The organism is Corynebacterium sp. L4757, from assembly GCF_043673995.1.
Taxonomy (GTDB): domain Bacteria; phylum Actinomycetota; class Actinomycetes; order Mycobacteriales; family Mycobacteriaceae; genus Corynebacterium.
Genome location: NZ_JBIMEN010000007.1, coordinates 1 through 20005, shown reverse-complemented (window position 1 = coordinate 20005; position 20005 = coordinate 1). Strand labels below are relative to the sequence as shown.

The window sequence follows — 20005 nt, the reverse complement described above, 5'->3', positions numbered from 1 at the left end:
TTTTTAAGGAGACCACGGTGCCTTCGAACCGCGCGGTGTTGACCATTTGGTACGTCAATTGTGAAAACCCTGCCGCGGTGTTGGCAACTGAGCCGAAGGCAGACCGTGGTTATGGACGTAAGTACTTAGCCCAGCTCAATCCCCTCTTCCCGGTGACCCCGATTGGGCAATTCCCTCTGAATCGTTCGGCACAGGCCGATGATAATGAGTTCTATATCGGCGGCTACCCAGGTATCACCGTGGTTCAAACCGTTATCCATGCTAATGAGGATAGACCCCTTCGCATCGCTGAGCTGAGCCCGAAGCTGCGCCAAGCAGTTCCAAGTGAGAATGTTTATGCTTGCGCGGTCAATGAAGACGAAGGCTGGGCGGGTTTTGCCCACTGGAATAATGATGAGCTCAAACGAGCATTCAGCGGAACCCGCTTTGAGCTCATGGAAGATACCGGGCTCCCCCTATTTTTTGAAACTCCCTTCTGGGCCGGTGAAAAGGCCGAGCCCTTGGGGGGAATCTCCTTGCCTTTTGAACCCCGCGATCTCATGGAGGCAGCCCAAACGCACTGGTTGGGTGTGAGCATCAACAGTGAAGGCCCCGACCTACACGTCGTGGGCTATGCCGTCGACGGCCGGCCTGAGCCCAAGGTGGATTCTGCAGCCCCCATTAAGTCCGTCAGCCAAATGACCTCTGATGCGGCATTCAAGCTCGGCATGGGGCCTTCCAATGCCGATTATGATGACTATGAAACCCCGGAGGATGAACCGACCACGACAACGGGTGAGGACTTCAAGAAGGTCTTGCATGCCTCAACAGACTTTGCCAAGAAAGCTTCTCGCCGCACGGGTAATTTCCTGCGTAATGCCACGGATAGGGCCCGTGACGCGATTTCAGATTTCCGGAATCGATAATATTCCCCGCGCTATTTCTTAGCTCCGCAAAGAACGCTGGCGTTCATAAAAGGCAATCGCCGCAGCGGTTGCAACATTGAGCGAGTCTGTTCCCGGCGCCATGGGGATTTGCGCACGCACATGCGTGGCGCGCATAGCGTGTTCAGTCAGCCCAGGGCCTTCCGCCCCCACCATGAGCGCAACTTTCTTTTGACCCGCCAGGGCATCAGCCAAGTGTGCGGCGTCTTCATCGGGGGTAAGAGAAACCAGGTGGAAGCCGGCATCGGCAAGCAATGCTAAAGAGCGCTGCCACGTAGTAAATCCGCCATCAAACCGCGCGAAAGGCAAGCGCAAAACATGCCCCATAGATACGCGCACGCTGCGGCGATAAAGAGGATCTGCCGCACCTGCGCCTAGTAATACGGCATCGACGTCCATCCCGGCGGCATTACGGAAGAGCGAACCAATATTCTCATGGTCACCAACGCCCTCCAGGATGACCACGGTCTGGGCATCCGCGATGGCATCAGAGACCTCTAAGGGCGTGATGCGATCGGCTGCAGCGACCAGCCCGCGGTGCATGTCAAAACCCGCGACCTCAGCCAGCGTCTCTCTAGACACCTCATACATGGGGCAGCCCGGATCGCCATATTCAGCGACGTAGTTTTCAAGCTTGGAGGCGAATCCAACGATGCAACGCACCGGGAAACGCGATGCCACGAGGCGTGAGACCACCAAGTGACCTTCAGCAATGACAAGACCCTCACCGGATTTATCGGACTTATTCAAGTCCCGAATATCATCCAGGCGAGGGTCTGTGGGGTCTGCAATCAACATGCAGCCTATTTTATGGCACTAGCCGATTGCTTCAAGCAGCGGATCCATTCCGAAGAAGACAACGAAGAGCGCTGCCACCAGCCACATGATCCAGTGGATTTCCTTGGCCTTGCCCTTAAACGTCATCATGGCCACGTATGCGATGAAACCAACACCGATGCCATTGGCAATGGAGTAGGTAAAAGGCATGATAACGATCGTGAGGAACGATGGAATGGCAATCTCCATCTTATTCCACTCAATGGAGGTCAGCTGGCCTGCCATCATCACACCGACGATGACGAGGACTGGGGATGCGGCCTCAATTGGAACGACCTCATAGAGCGGGGTCAGGAACATAGCCAGGAGGAAGAGCGTGCCGGTGACGATGTTAGCCAGGCCCGTGCGTGCGCCATCGCCCACGCCTGCCGAGGAATCCGCGAAGACAGTGTTGGAAGAGGCCGAACCCAAACCACCGGCAACAGCGCCCATGCCCTCAAGAACCAGGGCCTTCTTCATATCTGGCAGCACGCCATCTTTATCAGCCAAGCCACTGATTTTACCCAGTGCGGTAAAGGTACCCATGGCGTCGAAGAAGTTGGTGAGCAGCAGCGCGAAAATCAGCAAGACGGTGGCAAGCACACCGATATTGACGAATGCACCAAAGAGATCAACCTTGCCGACGATGGACAAATCTGGCAGACCGCCCAAAGAGGATGGAACGGCAGGCGTTGCCATGCCCCAATCTTCAGAGTCGGTGAAAGCCTGAACAATCAGAGCAATGATGGTGGTGACAACGATGCCGATGAATAAGCCGCCCTTGACGTTCCGGACTACCAGGCCACCACAGATGATCAGGCCGATGACGAAGATGAATGCAGGCCAGGTTGAGATAGAGCCGCCTTGGCCCAAGCCGACGGGCACGGTGGTCATCGCAGCATCTGGCACACGGGTGACAAAGCCACCGTCGACGAAGCCAATCATGGCGATGAAGAGACCAATACCAACACCAATCGCTGCCTTCATTGAGGCCGGAATGGCGTAGAAAACAGCGCTGCGGAAACCGGTAATCGCCAAAATGACGATGATGATACCTTCAATGACCACCAGGCCCATGGCTTGTGGCCAGGTCAAGCCTTCACCAGCAACCAAGGTCACGGCCACGAATGAGTTAATACCCAAACCTGTCGCAAAAGCGAATGGATAATTGGACAGTGCGCCGAAGAAAATAGTGACCACACCGGCAACCAATGCGGTTGCTGCCGCAACCTGTGGAATGCCGAGTGTGGTTCCGTTGACGTCTTCTACTGTGCCGATAATCAGCGGGTTCAGCAGGATGATATATGCCATGGCGAAGAACGACACCGTTCCCGCTCGGACTTCGGTTCCAATGCTGGACCCGCGGTCAGAAATCTTAAAATATCGGTCAAGTACGTCGTTCACGTATGTGGCCCCTTATTCATTTTACTAACAGCCCGCGCACCAAATGACGATGGAATGAGGGTAAAGGCTCGTCATTTAACGGTGTGGCGACTGCGATGTTGGCCCGGCTTACTTGCCTACATGCGCTTGTGCGCTTTAGAAAGTAGGCAGCAATAATGCTGGATGGACAATCAATATTGTGGCCCTCTCAGCAATATTTTTGCAATTCCCCAGTCATTTTTAATGGTTGTTTATGTCAGAACAGACTTATCTGCACCCATGGTTGCCTGGGCCACACTTTCGCGCACCCTTCGCGCAGCACTCGCGCACCCCTCGCGTTGACTTTCACTTCCAGCTCGCACGAGGTAGGTACTCAAGCTTCTAGAAGATGGGGCCTTCATCATCAAATGGCCTGTGCTGCGGCAGGGATTCAGTATCAACCACGCGGGTACGTGAATGTGCACCGCAGCCATAGCGCGAGTGCACCACGCGGCCATCTGCGGAATATTCATTGGCACATACACCGAAACCGCGGTCCCAGGGCAAAAAGAATGCGCAGGTGGTGCACTGCAAAGGCGCTTTTTCTGCCATCTTGGAGTTCGGTCCATAGTCACCCGTTCGCCAGCGCTGCAGTGATTCTTCCAATCCGAGGTCAGAAAGTTCATCACCGTTAAGGCGCGGATCATTGGGCTCTGGCGGCATCAGATCACCAGGGCCCAAGTCGCCTGGCTGAATACGATCAGACCATGGCACCCATTCTGGGGCCTGCAGCGCCTGCGCAGCCGGCACTAGCGCCAGTTCACTGACGGTTACTTCAGTCTCACCCGGTGGGCAGGCGACAACCGCATGCCACTCCCAGCCGGAGTAGCCAGGAACATCGGCAGCAAAGCGGTGCGTGGCACTATCGGCGCTGATGCCAGTGATACCGATGTGCTCACCAATGTCGCCTTCACCAAATTCTTCCAGGGCCCAACGGGCACGCTCGACGGCTTCCGTGGCCATCAAGGGAGAAGATTGACTTCCTCTATTCCTATTCGACTGGGAATGTCGCGCATTATCTGCTGCGTGTGACGCCGAATGAGTTGAGGTGTTGCGTCCGCCAGTCGCTCGTGAGCTCTTCGATGAGCTCCTGGTTCGGCGGCGGCGAGGACGCGACTCGAAGCTTTCATTGTTTGAAGACACGTTCACATTATGGATCATTTCCTGCACAATAGACACATGCCCTCCCATACCTCGCCCGCATTGGCGGCTTTAATTGCCCTACCGCTCGCTCTCGTTGCGTGTTCTTCCACTGAGTCCGCACCTGAATCCTCCGCTGTCTCTGGTTCTTCCACCGGCAGCTCCACAGGAGATTCCTCCGGCGCAGCTTCCGGAGAATCCAAAGATTCAGCGGTGGAGCATATTGAAGCTACCGAGCTTGAGCGCGCCCCTTTTGATGACTCCCTCTTTACCCAAGGACTTGAGGTCACCGCCAATGGTGAGGTGTTAGTAGGTACCGGTCAATATGGTGAATCGGGCCTGTTTACCCTGGAAGTTGGAAGCGATACCGCGCACCAGCACGTTGCCAATGATGAGGAAATCTTCGGCGAGGGCATTACCCAATATGACGGCGCTGATGGACCGGTCATCTGGCAATTGTCCTGGGATTCTGGCCAGGCGTTTAAGTATGACGCCGAATCCTATGAGCTACTTGATACAGCCACGTACCCCGGTGAGGGCTGGGGTCTATGCAGCATGGATGATTCCTCGGCTCTCATCATGTCCGACGGTACCAATGAGCTGCGCCACCTGGACGGCGACACCTTTGATGAGCAAGACCGGGTTCCGGTGACCTTGAATGGTGAAGCCATAGACAATATTAATGAACTCGAATGCGTTGGTGATGAGGTTTATGCCAACGTGTGGTTTAGCACGGATATCTTGCGCATCGATCCGGCAACCGGTGAAGTCAGCGGAATCGTGGATGCCTCTGGCCTAGCAAATAATGCTGAAGAAGACCCCGACCACGTTCTCAACGGCATTGCGCACATTCCAGGTACCGACGAGTTTTATCTAACCGGCAAGCGCTGGCCGGATATGTACCGTGTGAGCTTCGACCCGGTTTCTTAAAATCCCCTGTAGCTGCCCTGTCACAGGAATGCCGGGGTTCGTGGTGCGGATGAGCTGCTGTAGAATCACAACCCATGGCCACTCGCAAGCAGGCAAGAAAACAAACGCTCATTCAGGTACTGGCGCTTCTCATCGCCGTCGTCGTCATTGTTGTCGCCGTTGTTCTGTTTCAATCTTGGGCGAATAACCGCCCAGGTGCAGAACCGGAGGATATCCGCGTCACCGCAACCGTGGGCGATGAATCAATTGAGGTTGCCCCGTACCTTGTCTGCATGCCCGGCACTGAGTGCCCCGAGGGCGAAGTTCCCAATATTGAGGTCGGCCCGGATGAGACGCTGAAGCTCGATATTCCGAACGATATCAGCCGCTACCAGTGGCAGGTGTTGAGCATCTATGATGATCCGGCTGCCAATGATGAGACCTTGCATGGTGCTGGACAGACTGAGACCGTTGAAATTCCCGGTTCTGTGGACCCAATCGAGGCATCGGGTAGCGATGAACGCCCGCAGCTGATGGTGGTGGAAGTTTCCGCCGTCCTCGTGGGCACCGATGATGAGGGCGAAGAAGCCCCCTACTCCTCCATCTGGTCCGTTTCCACCATGAGCGAAGAAGAACTCGCTGAGCAAGACGCCGCCGAGTCCGGCCCACCCGCGTCCGAAGCCGCAGACGCAGCGTCGGACGCAGAATAGCTCCCAACCACAGGCAACCACGTCTAGCTAACAGCAAGAGCAACAATATAAACAAGGTATCCGCCGAGCAGAGTGTACTGCTTGGCGGATACCTTGTTTATTTTCTTATTCCTTATTAATAAAGGACTCGCTTCAAAGGAGCGAAAGCCTGGTTCTAGCTGTCGAGGTCCTTCGCGATGGCGCGCAAGATTTCTGCAACCTGGCGCCCGGTCTTGCGCTCCGGGTAGCGCCCCTGGGCCAGAACAGGCTGGACTTGGGTCTCCAGAAGCGTCATGACGTCAGAGAGCATGCTCGCGAGCTCATCTGGCTTGCGGGCCGGCTTGCTATTTCGCTTGGGGGTTTCAAGCACCTTGACGCGCAGGGCTTGGGGGCCACGACGTCCAGCAGCGAAGTCGAATTCAATACGCTGGCCTTGGACCAACTCCTTGACGCCCTCCGGAAGGACGTTTCGCGCGACGTAGACGTCTTCATCACCAGGGTTGGAGACGAAGCCAAAACCCTTGTCAGCGTCAAACCACTTAACTTTGCCAATTGGCATGAGGGCTCACCACTTTCAATCGTTTAGGGAAAGAGATATTTTACCGCGTGCGCAGGCATTTACCCAACCCACCGCTCAAGTTTGATGGGTAGATAACGGGAAATCGCCTATAAGCGCTTATGGCTGGCAATTATGAGAGCTAAAAGTACTCTAAATCGCCTTTAAAACGTAATTCTGTTACATGAAGTGATCCATTTCACGTTCAATTTTTGGCAATCTGCTGAATGCCGCTGAACTGGCGGAATCCACTCAATCTCAACGTTAGCTGTGAAGAAAAAATTCCCAATTGTAACAAAAAGATGAGTTAACGTGACTGTTTCGTTATAAAGCGTTACAGTGTTCGGCAGGCACTTTGAAAGCCGCTATGGCAGGGACTCCCGCACAAGAGTCCGACCCTGCACTTCAAACGTAGTGGCTTTGATATAAGTGCGAAAGACTTTTCAAGATTGAACACTATCAATTCGAACCGGACATAAATCTTGCGGGTAAGAGAGGAACACTTTAATGGGACGCCACTCCGCTAAGACCAACTCCGTTGGCGCAAAGTTTGCAGCATCCACCGTCGCTTTCGGCGCAGCTGCAGCACTGATGGCACCGACCGCGGCTGCCGCACCAGATTCTGACTGGGACCGCCTCGCACAGTGCGAGTCCGGTGGCAACTGGTCCATCAACACTGGCAACGGCTACCACGGTGGTCTGCAGTTCTCTGCTTCCACCTGGCAGGCACATGGTGGCGGCGAGTTCGCACCAACCGCTGATCAGGCTTCTCGTGAAGAGCAGATCGTCATTGCAGAGCGCACCTTGGCTAGCCAGGGTTGGGGCGCATGGCCAGCTTGCTCCGCTTCTTTGGGCTTGAACTCCGCTGCAACTGAGCGCACCGCACCAGCAGCACAGGAAGAATCTTCTGCTCCAGCTGTTCCAGCTGACGCACCTGAGGCAGTTCAGCAGTCCGCTCAGAACTCTTCTTCTGATGAAGTAGCTTCTGACGCTGTTTACAGCCTGGTTGTTGACACCTTGGCTTCCTACGGCGTCGAGGTTCCTTCCACCGTCACTGAGGCATACAAGGCAAACCGCAGCGACTTCAACGCTTTCTACAGCGCTAACCGCGGCACCATTGACCCAATCGTCGCATTGGCTCAGTAATACAGCCTTGAAGCATTCGGCCTAAGCTAACCACTGGCCAAAGAACAAAGGGGAACAGTTCATTGTGAACTGTTCCCCTTTTTCGATCGCATCGGCAGCAAGAATCCAACAAAGTCGTCGCTGCTAGCATCTCGCCGAAGAGCCACGGACCAACACAAACACAAATAGCCCCACACCAATAGCGCCTATATGGCTGCCTAATGGTGTGAGGCTGAGCGGCATTAAAGCCGGTAAATAGAAACTATTTAGCGGTTAACGCGGGTGTATGGGTGAACGTAGTTGAGCTTCTCATATGGCATTGGAAGCACAGTGTCATCGCCCCATGGGCTTGGTGCGCCGGTCCACGGTGCGATGATTTCAGTAATAGCGTGTTCACGTTCCGTATCCTTTGGCCATGCAGGGGATACGTGACCCTTCTTCTCTACATTCGACATACCTCTTATTGTGCCAAACCCGGGGAGAAAACGTAACTCAATGGTGGCTAAACTTGGAAGTTATTATGTCTGCTGCCCAAAATTCGCCCAAGCACGGCACCACTTTAGCCCAAGATTTTAGAAACTGGCTGGCCACGCTGCCAAAAGAGGACTTGCATGCCGTGCTGTCCAATCGTTTGGATACCGCCGTTCCGGTACCCCCGGATATCACTGCATTGTCCACGCGCATGATGCTTCCGGGATCACTGGCGCGGGCTCTAGCTACGTGTACGGCGGCAGAACTAGCTGTTATTGAAACCCTTGCGCAACTCGGTGCGGAGATGGCGCCGGTATCCGACGACGCTCTGGCCCAAGCTATGCCTTTCGCGCCTGCCGATGCCTCTCTCGCCCTTTCCCGCAAAGCCCTCATCTTCCAGGCGCCATTGGACGATAACTCCGATGCAAACGGTCCGGAGCCCAAAACTGGCTGGTGTCTTCTCCCCCGCATCATGCAGGCCCTGCCCTCGGATTTGATGCTGCTGCACCAGCCAGATGTCACTGTGGATGAAGTCCGCGCTTTAGATAAGGACAAGCGTGAGGTGCTTGCGACCATCGCGCGTGCGGGTGGCTCGATCGTTACCGTCGGGACGCACTCCACGATGGCAGCTAGTGATGCCCTCCAAGAGTTGCTGGAGATGGGTCTGCTCATAGAGGACGGCAGCCGCATGATTCGCTTGCCGCGCACCGTGCTGCAAGCGATGAAGGGCCATACCCCTGTGGTTGTTCCGCTCGAAGCGCCCGTTGCTCTCACGACTTCTTCAAGCACAGCTTCCAATGTTGACGAGCAGGAAACCAAAGCAGACCAGTCGGGTACAGCCACCGGACTGGATGTTGTGTACGCCATGGACCGCGTCATTGAATCCTTATCACGTAAACCCCAAGCGCTATTGAAGAATAAAGCGCTGGGAATCCGTCAGGTGACATCGATTGCGCAAGAAATTGGGCGCGAAGAATCCGAAGCCCAGGCACTGCTCGCTTTGGGTATGTCGTCGCGGCTTTTAGGTCGCGGTGAGCCAGAAGGCCACGAGGGCAACTTCTTAGCGCCTACCCCGCTGGCAATCCAGTGGCTGGATGCGCCACTTTCCGAGCGCTGGCAGGCGCTCCTTGAAGGCTGGGAACGCATGGACACCGCATGGTGGTCCTCCCAGCGCGGCATTGATCCGGAAAGCACGAACGCCCGGCTGCCGGAGCTGCGCGCCATGGTCACCCACACCTTTAATGCTGCAGCACAAGCATTGGATGATGAGCTCTTTAACAAGCTCTTTAGCTATCTCCATCCGCTAGCCGCCACGCATACCCACGGTGAGACCATTACTCAGTTGCGCCAGGAAGCCCAATGGATAGGCGCTGTCTCTCACGGTCGCGCCACCGCCGTCATCCGGGATTCTTTCGCGGCTGCCGAGGAACTTTGCCCGGAGCCTATCGAGCAATTCATCATCCAAGCTGACCACACTGTCATGGCTCCTGGACCGCTAACCCCAGAGCTACAGAAGATTCTGTCTTCCTTCGCCACCTTGGAATCCCCCGGGCTAGCCAGCGTGTATCGCTTTGACCATGATTCAATTCGCCGTGGGCTCGACTCCTCGCTTACTGCATCGGAGATGAAAAACTTCCTCCAAGCACACACCTGGGGTGAGGTGCCACAGGCAATCACGGTTCTCATTGATGATGTAGCGCGCAGTCACGGCACGCTGCGCTCATCAGCGATTAGTTGTTATGTCCGCAGCGATGATGAGGCGTTGCTTGCTCAGTCTGTTGCTGCTGTCCCAGAGCTTCGTTCCATCGCACCGACCGTGGCAGTCTCGCATCTCCCGCTGGCCACAATCCTCCAGCAGCTGCGTGATGCCGGTTTTAGCCCGGTTGCTGAGGATGACTCAGGCGTTTCCATTGATGTCCGCCCCGAGCCAGCCCTTGTGCCTGCAGCCAAACCATCCCGTGTACGACACACCACCCAGGGTGAAGTCGGAGAAGACCATGTCGAGCGCGCCGTCGCTCACCTGATTTCCCAGACCAATGCAAAAGGTGCAGCGCCGTCAACTGAGCCGAACACCGAAACTAATGCTAACGCCGAGGACTATACAGCGCTGTTACGCGCTGCGGTACGCGGCAGTCACCAGGTAAAAATCACCTACGCCAATAAACACGGTGAGCCTACCTCGGTCAGTGCTACCCCATTGCGCGTGGATGCCGGGCAAGTTGATGCCCTCGTGGGCACCAAAACCGTTCGTTTCCCGCTGCACCGAATTTCCACGGTCGTCATGGACTAGGAACTTTGCGGAAACCTCACCTAAACTGGGACGAATGAATGGTCCACTGATTGTGCAGTCTGATAAGACGGTGTTGCTCGAAGTCGATCATCCCCAGGCGCCAGAAGCACGCGCCGCCCTTGCTCCTTTCGCGGAGCTTGAGCGTGCGCCTGAGCATATCCACACCTACCGCATCACCCCGCTGGCTCTATGGAATGCACGTGCCGCTGGGCATGACGCAGAGCAGGCTGTTGATGTTTTAGAAAAGTTCTCCCGCTTCCCCGTGCCACAAGCATTGCTTGTCGATGTCGCTGAGACCATGTCGCGCTATGGCCGCGTCCGAATTCTCAAGTCCCCTGCCCATGGCTTGATTCTGGAATCTGATGAGCAGCCTATTGTTGAGGAGCTAACCCGGCATAAGAAAGTCTCCGGCATGCTGGGAGCCCGGATTGATGACAACACGGTGTCCGTCCCTCCTTCGGAGCGCGGCCGCATCAAGCAAGAGCTGCTCAAAGTCGGTTGGCCAGCCGAAGACCTCGCTGGTTATGTCGATGGTGAGGCTCACCCGATAGCGCTCGATGAAACTGATTGGGCGCTGCGTGATTATCAGCAATACGCCACGGATTCTTTCTGGGAAGGCGGCTCAGGTGTCGTTGTCCTTCCTTGTGGTGCAGGCAAAACCATCGTCGGTGCTGCTGCCATGGCGAAGGCGCAAGCCACCACACTCGTCTTGGTGACCAACACCGTTGCCGGGCGTCAGTGGCGTGATGAGCTGCTGCGCCGGACCACGCTGACCGAAAATGAAATCGGTGAATATTCCGGGGAGAAGAAAGAAATCAAGCCGGTCACCATCGCGACCTATCAAGTCGTAACCCGTAAGACTAAGGGTGAATACCGCGCGCTTGAGCTATTCGATTCCCGCGACTGGGGTCTTATCATCTATGACGAGGTCCACCTACTTCCTGCTCCGGTATTCCGCATGACATCGGATCTGCAATCGCGCCGTCGGCTGGGTCTGACCGCCACGCTGGTGCGCGAAGATGGCCGCGAAGGCGATGTCTTCTCTCTCATCGGCCCCAAGCGTTATGACGCACCGTGGAAGGAGCTGGAGATGTCCGGTTTCATTGCCACCGCCGATTGCGTTGAGGTCCGCGTGGACATGAATGCAGAAGAACGCATGGTGTATGCCACCGCGGAAACCCGTGACCGCTACCGTATTTCAGCAACTGCGGATGCGAAATTCACGGCGGTCAAGGAAATCATCAGCCGGCATGACAACCAGCAAATGCTGATCATCGGCGGCTATGTCGAACAGCTCGAAGACATCGCTTCACGCCTAGACGCGCCACTGATTCATGGCAAGACGTCCAATGCGCAGCGCGAGAAGCTCTTCGATGCGTTCCGCAACGGAGAAATCCAAGTCTTAGTGGTATCAAAGGTAGCGAATTTCTCCATTGACCTGCCTGAAGCCGCTGTGGCTATTCAGCTTTCGGGTACTTTTGGTTCCCGCCAGGAGGAAGCGCAACGCTTAGGCCGTTTGCTACGTCCGAAAGCTGACGGCGGTGAAGCTACGTTTTACACGCTGGTAACTCGCGATAGTATTGACGCAACATATGCTTTGCACCGCCAGCGTTTCTTGGCGGAACAGGGCTACGCCTACCGCTTGTTAGACGCGAGCGACCTCTAATCCACCGACGGATCCAAATTTATACTGAGGCAACTGAACCTAGAAATGAGACTCGATGAAGATTTTTAAGTTTGAGGTCGACGAGGCTTTTGCGAAAAAGCACAATGAACTATTGCGTGACTCGCAGCGCCTCCGTCTTTCCGGATTGATCATGGGTCTGCTGCTGGTTATCGCTGGCGTAGCAACATATATGTTCTTAGAAGCTGCTTGGCGTATCACCGTCGGTATTGGCCTCGGTCTCTTTGGCATTATGTGCGCCATCGTCGGCGTCCTCGCTGCACGCAAGGTTGGTACGGCGCAGGAGCTGTATGACCGCTACCCGCTTGCGCCTGCTGTCATCGTTGAAGTCAATGAGCGTGACATGGTGTTGATGGCGTTGGTTAACACCAACGTTGACCCGCAGTTGCCTCCTCGCCGGGGTGCTGCGCTGCGTACGGTATCAGGCATTCCAGGCCTCACCAGCCGTACGGTGGGAACAAAAGTTCCTGTGGCGGCGGTTTCTGGCCAGGTCAATAACAATGAGCGTGACCACTGGCAGCAAATCACCCCAATGCCAATTGCATGGGGAACTCCGGACCAGGAAGTCGTGTCTATTGCTCGAAAGTCCATTCCACAGGAGGAATGGCAGCAACTGGAACGCGCACGTAAGCGACTCACCGATGTTAAGGCAACTAAGTTCGACCTCTTGGTACTCTAATCTGCATGACAGTTCGCAGGTTGCAGCCCTTTGGTGAAACGATCTTTCTCACCATGTCCGCTGCAGCGGCCAAGCATAATGCTATTAATCTGGGGCAGGGTTTCCCTGACACCGATGGCCCACCCCGCATGTTGGAGATCGCCCAGCGTGAGATTGCCCGCGGCAATAATCAATACGCTCCCGGTAAGGGCGTTGAGGTACTCCGTCAGGCTGTAGCCTCCTCCCGCAATGTCAGCATAGATGACGTGCTGATTACTGTTGGCGCAACCGAAGCCATTTCAGCGACAGTTTTAGGCCTCGTTGAGCCCGGCTCCGAGGTCATTGTCTTCGACCCCTACTATGACGCCTATGCTGCTGCCATCGCGCTCGCGGGCGCGCAGCGCGTCTCAGTGCCACTGCGACAAGTGGGAAACACTTGGGACTTAGATACAGCTGCGTTCGAGGCAGCCATTACTGATAAGACTTCGATGGTCATCATCAATTCCCCGCATAATCCCACTGGTTCGGTATTCAGTATTCAGGCGATGGAAGAATTCGCGCGCATTTGCGTGAAGCATGACCTGCTGGTGCTTTCCGATGAAGTCTATGAGCACCTAATTTTTGACGGTCTCAGCCATACCCGCGTCGGCGAGCTCCCAGGAATGAAGCCCCGTACGGTAACTGCATCTTCAGCAGCGAAAACCTTTAACGCGACCGGCTGGAAAACCGGCTGGGCTATTGCACAGCCCGAACTGCTGGATGGTGTTATTAAAGCCAAGCAGTTTATGTCTTATGTGGGCGCCACGCCTTTCCAACCAGCTGTCGCCCACGCAATCAATAATGAGCGTCAATGGCTTCGCCGTATGGTCGATAGCCTTGCTGTGGGCAAAGAAATTCTTGCCGATGGTCTCCGCAATGCTGGACTAAGGGTCTACGACACTGCCGGCACCTATTTCATTGTGGCCGATGTCCGCCCCTTGGGCTTTGCTGATGGCACCGATTATTGCTTAGGTCTACCAGAGCTCCAAGGCGTCGCAGCTATCCCTCTCGCAGGGTTTAGCGACCATCCTGAAGATTGGAAACCTCTGGTACGTTTCGCGTTCTGTAAACGCCACGATGTTTTACGAGAGGCATCTGAACGCCTAGCGCAAACTCCTCTATTCAGGCTCTAGTTCCCGTGATACTGTCGACGATATAAATAAATCCCATCGACGGAATAGAAGGGACGCCTTCGTCATGGATATCAGTATCGCGACTCAATCTCGCAATCTCGAAGGACTCTTGGCGGTCTCTGTCATTGCGTTCCTCGTTGCTATTTCTGTACCGGTTCCTGGTCTTGTGGTTGGTTCGACCATTTTTGTTGCAGGTACCCTTGCCCTCTACGCCGGGCTAGGACTGGCATATCAAAAGGAAAAGACCAGCCGTAATATCTCGACCGGACTTATTGTCCTTGCTGGACTGATTACTTTTACCGTCGTCTTCCTTGTTCTTAAAGCTATTGCCGACCCCATTGTCTAACTCGAATCCTTCCGCTCCCCTGAAGTAGGCCCGCTCTTATCCGGGCGTGGAACGAAGAAAGCGAATAGGACAAAAGCCCTTCACGAAGCATTAGGCCAACTGCAATTTATCCCCGTAAAGAACTCACCACGAGAACTAAAGTGGCTCAGATGGCTTCTAGGCATTAGGGGCACTGTGCTGAATAAGCACAAGAGAATAATCAAACGAAGACTGGCGCAACGCCAACCGGAGTTTCCAACTCAATAGTCTAGAGTCTCGAGAAAAGCTGGTGACTGCAAAACGCAGAAGAAGAGGCTAGGACCCTATGGGTTCTAGCCTCTTCTTGGTGTATGTAGTTGTTGTTGTTTTATGTCGGCGGTAACTTACTCTCCCACACCCTCCCGGGTGCAGTACCATCAGCGCGGGCAGGCTTAGCTTCCGGGTTCGGAATGGGTTCCGGGCGTTTCCCTGCCGCTATGGCCACCGACAAATCATCGGAACAATAGTGTTCTGATGCTGTGGGTGTTGTGTCAGATACTGCATAGTGGACGCGGTGGCACGGGCAAGACTGTGTCTTGTCGTGTTTTCTTATGTTGTGAGTGTTTTTCTCGTTACGATTGCGTAAACCAAACCGCACATCATTATGTGTGTTGGTTGTGTTTGTTTGTTGGTGTATTAGTACCAGTAGCCTTAACATTTTACAATGCGTACAGGTCTGGCCTATCAACCCTATAGTCTGTAGGGAACCTCAACAGAAACCTCATCTTAAAACAGGCTTCCCGCTTAGATGCTTTCAGCGGTTATCCCTTCCGTACGTAGCCAACCAGCGATGCTCCTGGCGGAACAACTGGCACACCAGAGGTACGTCCGTCCCGGTCCTCTCGTACTAGGGACAGCCTTCTTCAAGTTTCAACGCGCGCGGCGGATAGAGACCGAACTGTCTCACGACGTTCTGAACCCAGCTCGCGTGCCGCTTTAATGGGCGAACAGCCCAACCCTTGGGACCTACTCCAGCCCCAGGATGCGACGAGCCGACATCGAGGTGCCAAACCATCCCGTCGATATGGACTCTTGGGGAAGATCAGCCTGTTATCCCCGGGGTACCTTTTATCCGTTGAGCGACACCACTTCCACAAGTAGGTGCCGGATCACTAGTCCCGACTTTCGTCCCTGCTCGACTTGTCAGTCTCACAGTCAAGCTCCCTTGTGCACTTACACTCACCACCTGATTGCCAACCAGGCTGAGGGAACCTTTGGGCGCCTCCGTTACATTTTAGGAGGCAACCGCCCCAGTTAAACTACCCACCAGGCACTGTCCCCAACCCAGATCATGGGCCAAGGTTCAGGTATCCAATCCGATCAGAGTGGTATTTCAACAACGACTCCACACCCACTAGCGTGAATGCTTCACAGTCTCCCACCTATCCTACACAAACCGAACCGAACACCAATACCAAGCTATAGTGAAGGTCCCGGGGTCTTTTCGTCCTGCCGCGCGTAACGAGCATCTTTACTCGTAGTGCAATTTCACCGGGCCTGTGGTTGAGACAGCAGAGAAGTCGTTACGCCATTCGTGCAGGTCGGAACTTACCCGACAAGGAATTTCGCTACCTTAGGATGGTTATAGTTACCACCGCCGTTTACTGGGGCTTAAATTCTCAGCTTCGCTCATAAAAGCTAACCGGTCCTCTTAACCTTCCAGCACCGGGCAGGCGTCAGTCCATATACCTCAACTTCACGTCTTCGCATGGACCTGTGTTTTTGATAAACAGTCGCTTCCCTCTATTCTCTGCGACCCACACCAGCTAAAGGAGTAAATCCTCTCACCATTGCAGGTCCCCCTTCTTCCGAAGTTACGGGGGCATTTTGCCGAATTCCTTAACCACAGTTATCCCGAACGCCTTAGTATTTTCAACCTGACTACCTGTGTCGGTTTAGGGTACGGGCCATATACACACATCGCTAGAGGCTTTTCTCGACAGTACAGGATCACCAACTTCACCATAACGGCTACGCATCACGCCTTGACCATAAAAGTGTACGGATTTACCTATACACCGGTTCACACGCTTACACCAACAATCCAATAAGTGGCATGGCTACCTCCCTGTGTCACCCCATCGCTTGGACCACATTTCAGGCCCCACGCACGCACACACCACCGCGGCCCGAAGGCCTAAGTGAGGTGTTTGTGGGTGGTTAGTATCAATGCTTTACCACGGGCGCGCATATACGGGTACCAGAATATCAACTGGTTGTCCATCGACTACGCCTGTCGGCCTCGCCTTAGGTCCCGACTCACCCTGGGAAGACGAACTTGACCCAGGAACCCTTAGTCATCCGGCGGGACAGATTCTCACTGTCCAATTCGTTACTCATGCCTGCATTCTCACTCGCACACAGTCCACAGCTCCTTACAGTACTGCTTCAACCCATGCACGACGCTCCCCTACCCAATAACAAAAATTATTGCCGCGGCTTCGGCGGTGTGCTTGAGCCCCACTACATTGTCGGCGCAAAACCACTCGACCAGTGAGCTATTACGCACTCTTTCAAGGATGGCTGCTTCTAAGCCAACCTCCTGGCTGTCTTCGCGATCTTACATCCTTTTCCACTTAGCACACCCTTAGGGGCCTTAACCGGCGATCTGGGCTGTTTCCCTCTCGACTATGAAGCTTATCCCCCACAGTCTCACTGCCGTAGAACACATTGATGGCATTCGGAGTTTGGCTGATGTTGCTAAGATGATAGTCCCGCTCAACCAACCAGTAGCTCTACCTCCACCAAGCTACTACGACGCTGCACCTAAATGCATTTCGGGGAGAACCAGCTATCACGGAGTTTGATTGGCCTTTCACCCCTACCCACAACTCATCCCCGCAGTTTTCAACCTACGTGGGTTCGCGCCTCCACGACGTCTTACCATCGCTTCACACTGGCCATGGGTAGATCACCCCGCTTCGGGTCCAGAACATGCCACTTGACACCCTCATTAGGATTCGGTTTCCCTACGGCTACCCCACACGGGTTAACCTCGCGACATGCCGCTGACTCGCAGGCTCATTCTTCAAAAGGCACGCCATCACACACAAACGGTGCTCTGACGGATTGTAAGCACATGGTTTCAGGAACTATTTCACTCCCCTCCCGGGGTACTTTTCACCATTCCCTCACGGTACTCATACACTATCGGTCACACTGAGTATTTAGGCTTACCGGGTGGTCCCGGCAGATTCACAGCAGATTCCACGAGCCCGCTGCTACTCGGGCACCACAACACACACACCACAATGTCTTCACCTACAGGGCTCTCACCTTCTACGGCCAGGCATTCCAACCTACTTCGACTAACATCATACTGCGCGCTTTGTCCTGGTAGGAACAAAAAATCATGGCCCCACAACACCGCATGCACAACCTCTACCAAGTATCACATACACACGGTTTAGCCTCATCCACGTTCGCTCGCCGCTACTAGCAGAATCATTAATTTATTTTCTCCTCCTGCAGGTACTAAGATGTTTCACTTCCCCACGTATCACCCCCACACCAGCTATGAATTCACTAGTGGGTACCTACCCATAACGGCAGGCGGGTTTCCCCATTCGGACATCCTCGGATCAACGCTCAATTGACAACTCCCCGAGGCTTAACGCAGCCTTACACGTCCTTCATCGGCCCAGTATGCCAAGGCATCCACCATGCGCCCTTAAATAACGAACACACACCACACACAAACAAACCGCGAAGAAAAACCAACAGCCTTTCTAGCAGTATCTTATTTATGTGGGTGAACAACCATAACTAAAGAAAAATACTAAACACAACCAGGCTCACACCTGGCTGCGCGTTCTCACAGAAAAAATAAGAAAAATTACACACACCACACAACAACCCAACACAAAGGAAGAATCATTATGTGGTGGATGCTCGCGTCCACTATACAGTTCTCACACAACACCCCACACACCCAACCACAACACCCAGCAAAAGCTGTACCGTGCTGCCATTATCGTGTGTGAGCATCAGGACCAACCCAAAATACTGGATTGTTGTCCCAGACACCCAACAGTGCACCAACATACATATTCAAGTCTTAGTTATATGTTTTAGATGTTATTACCAGCATCTTTTACTGGCGGTGTGTTTCCACTCCGATTCAATCTCGTGGCATGACCACACTCGGGCCATCAACCACCATCACCACCATCATTAACAACTGTTAAGAGATGGATTTTTTATAATAAAGCTCCTTAGAAAGGAGGTGATCCAGCCGCACCTTCCGGTACGGCTACCTTGTTACGACTTCGTCCCAATCGCCGATCCCACCTTCGACAGCTCCCTAACAAGTTTAGGCCACTGGCTTCGGGTGTTACCAACTTTCATGACGTGACGGGCGGTGTGTACAAGGCCCGGGAACGTATTCACCGCAGCGTTGCTGATCTGCGATTACTAGCGACTCCGACTTCATGGGGTCGAGTTGCAGACCCCAATCCGAACTAAGGCCGACTTTCAGGGATTCGCTCCACCTCACGATGTCGCTGCCCACTGTATCGACCATTGTAGCATGTGTGAAGCCCTGGACATAAGGGGCATGATGATTTGACGTCATCCCCACCTTCCTCCGAGTTAACCCCGGCAGTCTCTCATGAGTCCCCACCATAACGTGCTGGCAACATAAGACAAGGGTTGCGCTCGTTGCGGGACTTAACCCAACATCTCACGACACGAGCTGACGACAACCATGCACCACCTGTATACAGACCACAAGGGAAAGACTATCTCTAGCCCGATCCTGTACATGTCAAGCCCAGGTAAGGTTCTTCGCGTTGCATCGAATTAATCCACATGCTCCGCCGCTTGTGCGGGCCCCCGTCAATTCCTTTGAGTTTTAGCCTTGCGGCCGTACTCCCCAGGCGGGGCGCTTAATGCGTTAGCTACGGCACAGAAGACGTGGAAGCCCCCTACACCTAGCGCCCACCGTTTACGGCATGGACTACCAGGGTATCTAATCCTGTTCGCTACCCATGCTTTCGCTCCTCAGCGTCAGTTACTGCCCAGAGACCTGCCTTCGCCATCGGTGTTCCTCCTGATATCTGCGCATTTCACCGCTACACCAGGAATTCCAGTCTCCCCTACAGCACTCAAGTTATGCCCGTATCGCCTGCACGCCCGAAGTTAAGCCCCGGGATTTCACAGACGACGCGACAAACCACCTACGAGCTCTTTACGCCCAGTAATTCCGGACAACGCTCGCACCCTACGTATTACCGCGGCTGCTGGCACGTAGTTAGCCGGTGCTTCTTATCCAGGTACCGTCACAAAAACGCTTCGTCCCTGGCGAAAGGAGTTTACAACCCGAAGGCCGTCATCCCCCACGCGGCGTCGCTGCATCAGGCTTGCGCCCATTGTGCAATATTCCCCACTGCTGCCTCCCGTAGGAGTCTGGGCCGTATCTCAGTCCCAATGTGTCCGTACACCCTCTCAGGCCGGATACCCGTCGCCGCCTTGGTAGGCCATTACCCCACCAACAAGCTGATAGGCCGCAGGCTCATCCCACACCGCAAAAGCTTTCCACCATCGCATCCAAACAATGGTCATATTCGGTATTAGACCCAGTTTCCCAAGCTTATCCCAAAGTGCAGGGCAGATCACCCACGTGTTACTCACCCGTTCGCCACTCGAGTACCCCTAGCAAGCTAGAGGCCTTTCCGTTCGACTTGCATGTGTTAAGCACGCCGCCAGCGTTCATCCTGAGCCAGGATCAAACTCTCCACAAAAAGGCTAGTGAAAAGCCCAAACCTAACTTAAAAAAGACAAACAAC

At 54.4% G+C, this 20005-nt stretch carries 14 protein-coding genes and 3 rRNA genes; 9 read left to right on the top strand and 8 right to left on the bottom strand.

Annotated elements, in window-relative coordinates:
- Nucleotides 1–17: 17 nt before the first annotated feature.
- Nucleotides 18–905: a DUF6928 family protein gene (locus ACG98I_RS09415; RefSeq protein WP_394720294.1), complete on the top strand. Its 888-nt coding sequence runs from the start codon at nucleotides 18–20 to the stop codon at nucleotides 903–905.
- An 18-nt stretch (nucleotides 906–923) separates the two neighbouring features.
- Here the strand turns inward: ACG98I_RS09415 and ACG98I_RS09410 are convergent, their stop codons facing one another.
- The 3 genes from ACG98I_RS09410 to ACG98I_RS09400 form a co-directional block, all read right to left on the bottom strand.
- Nucleotides 924–1721, bottom strand: coding sequence for a TrmH family RNA methyltransferase (locus tag ACG98I_RS09410; RefSeq protein WP_394720292.1), 798 nt, complete (start codon nucleotides 1719–1721; stop codon nucleotides 924–926).
- Nucleotides 1722–1739: 18 nt separating this feature from the next.
- On the bottom strand, nucleotides 1740–3143 hold the full coding sequence (locus ACG98I_RS09405; protein ID WP_394720290.1) for an NCS2 family permease: 1404 nt from the start codon (nucleotides 3141–3143) through the stop codon (nucleotides 1740–1742).
- 360 nt (nucleotides 3144–3503) lie between these two features.
- Nucleotides 3504–4124 (bottom strand): DUF3027 domain-containing protein, encoded by a 621-nt coding sequence (locus tag ACG98I_RS09400; protein ID WP_394720288.1) that lies wholly within the window; start codon nucleotides 4122–4124, stop codon nucleotides 3504–3506.
- A gap of 216 nt (nucleotides 4125–4340) precedes the next feature.
- Between ACG98I_RS09400 and ACG98I_RS09395 the strand changes: the two genes are divergently transcribed.
- On the top strand, nucleotides 4341–5231 hold the full coding sequence (locus ACG98I_RS09395; RefSeq protein WP_394720287.1) for a glutaminyl-peptide cyclotransferase: 891 nt from the start codon (nucleotides 4341–4343) through the stop codon (nucleotides 5229–5231).
- 74 nt (nucleotides 5232–5305) lie between these two features.
- The gene (locus tag ACG98I_RS09390; protein WP_394720285.1) at nucleotides 5306–5920 is read left to right on the top strand and encodes a DUF2771 domain-containing protein; all 615 of its coding nucleotides are present in this window, start codon (nucleotides 5306–5308) and stop codon (nucleotides 5918–5920) included.
- Nucleotides 5921–6074: 154 nt separating this feature from the next.
- On the opposite strand, the gene ACG98I_RS09385 is transcribed toward ACG98I_RS09390, so the two are convergent.
- On the bottom strand, nucleotides 6075–6458 hold the full coding sequence (locus ACG98I_RS09385) for a cold-shock protein (protein ID WP_394720284.1): 384 nt from the start codon (nucleotides 6456–6458) through the stop codon (nucleotides 6075–6077).
- Nucleotides 6459–6962: 504 nt separating this feature from the next.
- Here ACG98I_RS09385 and ACG98I_RS09380 point away from each other — a divergent pair.
- A complete protein-coding gene (locus tag ACG98I_RS09380) occupies nucleotides 6963–7601 on the top strand; it encodes a resuscitation-promoting factor Rpf1 domain-containing protein (RefSeq protein WP_394720283.1) in 639 nt (212 codons plus the stop codon).
- Between the two features lie 245 nt (nucleotides 7602–7846).
- Here ACG98I_RS09380 and ACG98I_RS09375 read toward each other — a convergent pair whose 3' ends face one another.
- On the bottom strand, nucleotides 7847–8035 hold the full coding sequence (locus tag ACG98I_RS09375) for a hypothetical protein (RefSeq protein WP_394720281.1): 189 nt from the start codon (nucleotides 8033–8035) through the stop codon (nucleotides 7847–7849).
- Nucleotides 8036–8100: 65 nt separating this feature from the next.
- Between ACG98I_RS09375 and ACG98I_RS09370 the strand changes: the two genes are divergently transcribed.
- The 5 genes from ACG98I_RS09370 (at nucleotide 8101) to ACG98I_RS09350 (ending at nucleotide 14201) form a co-directional block, all read left to right on the top strand.
- Nucleotides 8101–10341 (top strand): helicase-associated domain-containing protein, encoded by a 2241-nt coding sequence (locus tag ACG98I_RS09370; protein WP_394720279.1) that lies wholly within the window; start codon nucleotides 8101–8103, stop codon nucleotides 10339–10341.
- A 34-nt stretch (nucleotides 10342–10375) separates the two neighbouring features.
- Nucleotides 10376–12007 carry a DNA repair helicase XPB gene (locus tag ACG98I_RS09365; protein WP_394720278.1) on the top strand — a complete coding sequence of 544 codons (1632 nt, stop codon included), beginning with the start codon at nucleotides 10376–10378 and terminating at the stop codon, nucleotides 12005–12007.
- Nucleotides 12008–12062: 55 nt separating this feature from the next.
- Nucleotides 12063–12704, top strand: a complete 642-nt coding sequence (locus tag ACG98I_RS09360; RefSeq protein WP_394720276.1) for a DUF3239 domain-containing protein — start codon at nucleotides 12063–12065, stop codon at nucleotides 12702–12704.
- 5 nt (nucleotides 12705–12709) lie between these two features.
- Complete coding sequence (locus ACG98I_RS09355; protein ID WP_394720274.1) at nucleotides 12710–13855, top strand: pyridoxal phosphate-dependent aminotransferase; 1146 nt, start codon at nucleotides 12710–12712, stop codon at nucleotides 13853–13855.
- A gap of 64 nt (nucleotides 13856–13919) precedes the next feature.
- The gene (locus ACG98I_RS09350; RefSeq protein WP_394720272.1) at nucleotides 13920–14201 is read left to right on the top strand and encodes a hypothetical protein; all 282 of its coding nucleotides are present in this window, start codon (nucleotides 13920–13922) and stop codon (nucleotides 14199–14201) included.
- 349 nt (nucleotides 14202–14550) lie between these two features.
- Here the strand turns inward: ACG98I_RS09350 and rrf are convergent.
- The 3 genes from rrf to ACG98I_RS09335 form a co-directional block, all read right to left on the bottom strand.
- Nucleotides 14551–14668, bottom strand: a 5S ribosomal RNA gene (rrf, locus tag ACG98I_RS09345).
- A 166-nt stretch (nucleotides 14669–14834) separates the two neighbouring features.
- A 23S ribosomal RNA gene (locus ACG98I_RS09340) occupies nucleotides 14835–17904 on the bottom strand.
- A gap of 533 nt (nucleotides 17905–18437) precedes the next feature.
- Nucleotides 18438–19960, bottom strand: a 16S ribosomal RNA gene (locus tag ACG98I_RS09335).
- The 16S, 23S and 5S rRNA genes sit together here, the layout of an rRNA operon.
- Between the last annotated feature and the right edge of the window lie 45 nt (nucleotides 19961–20005).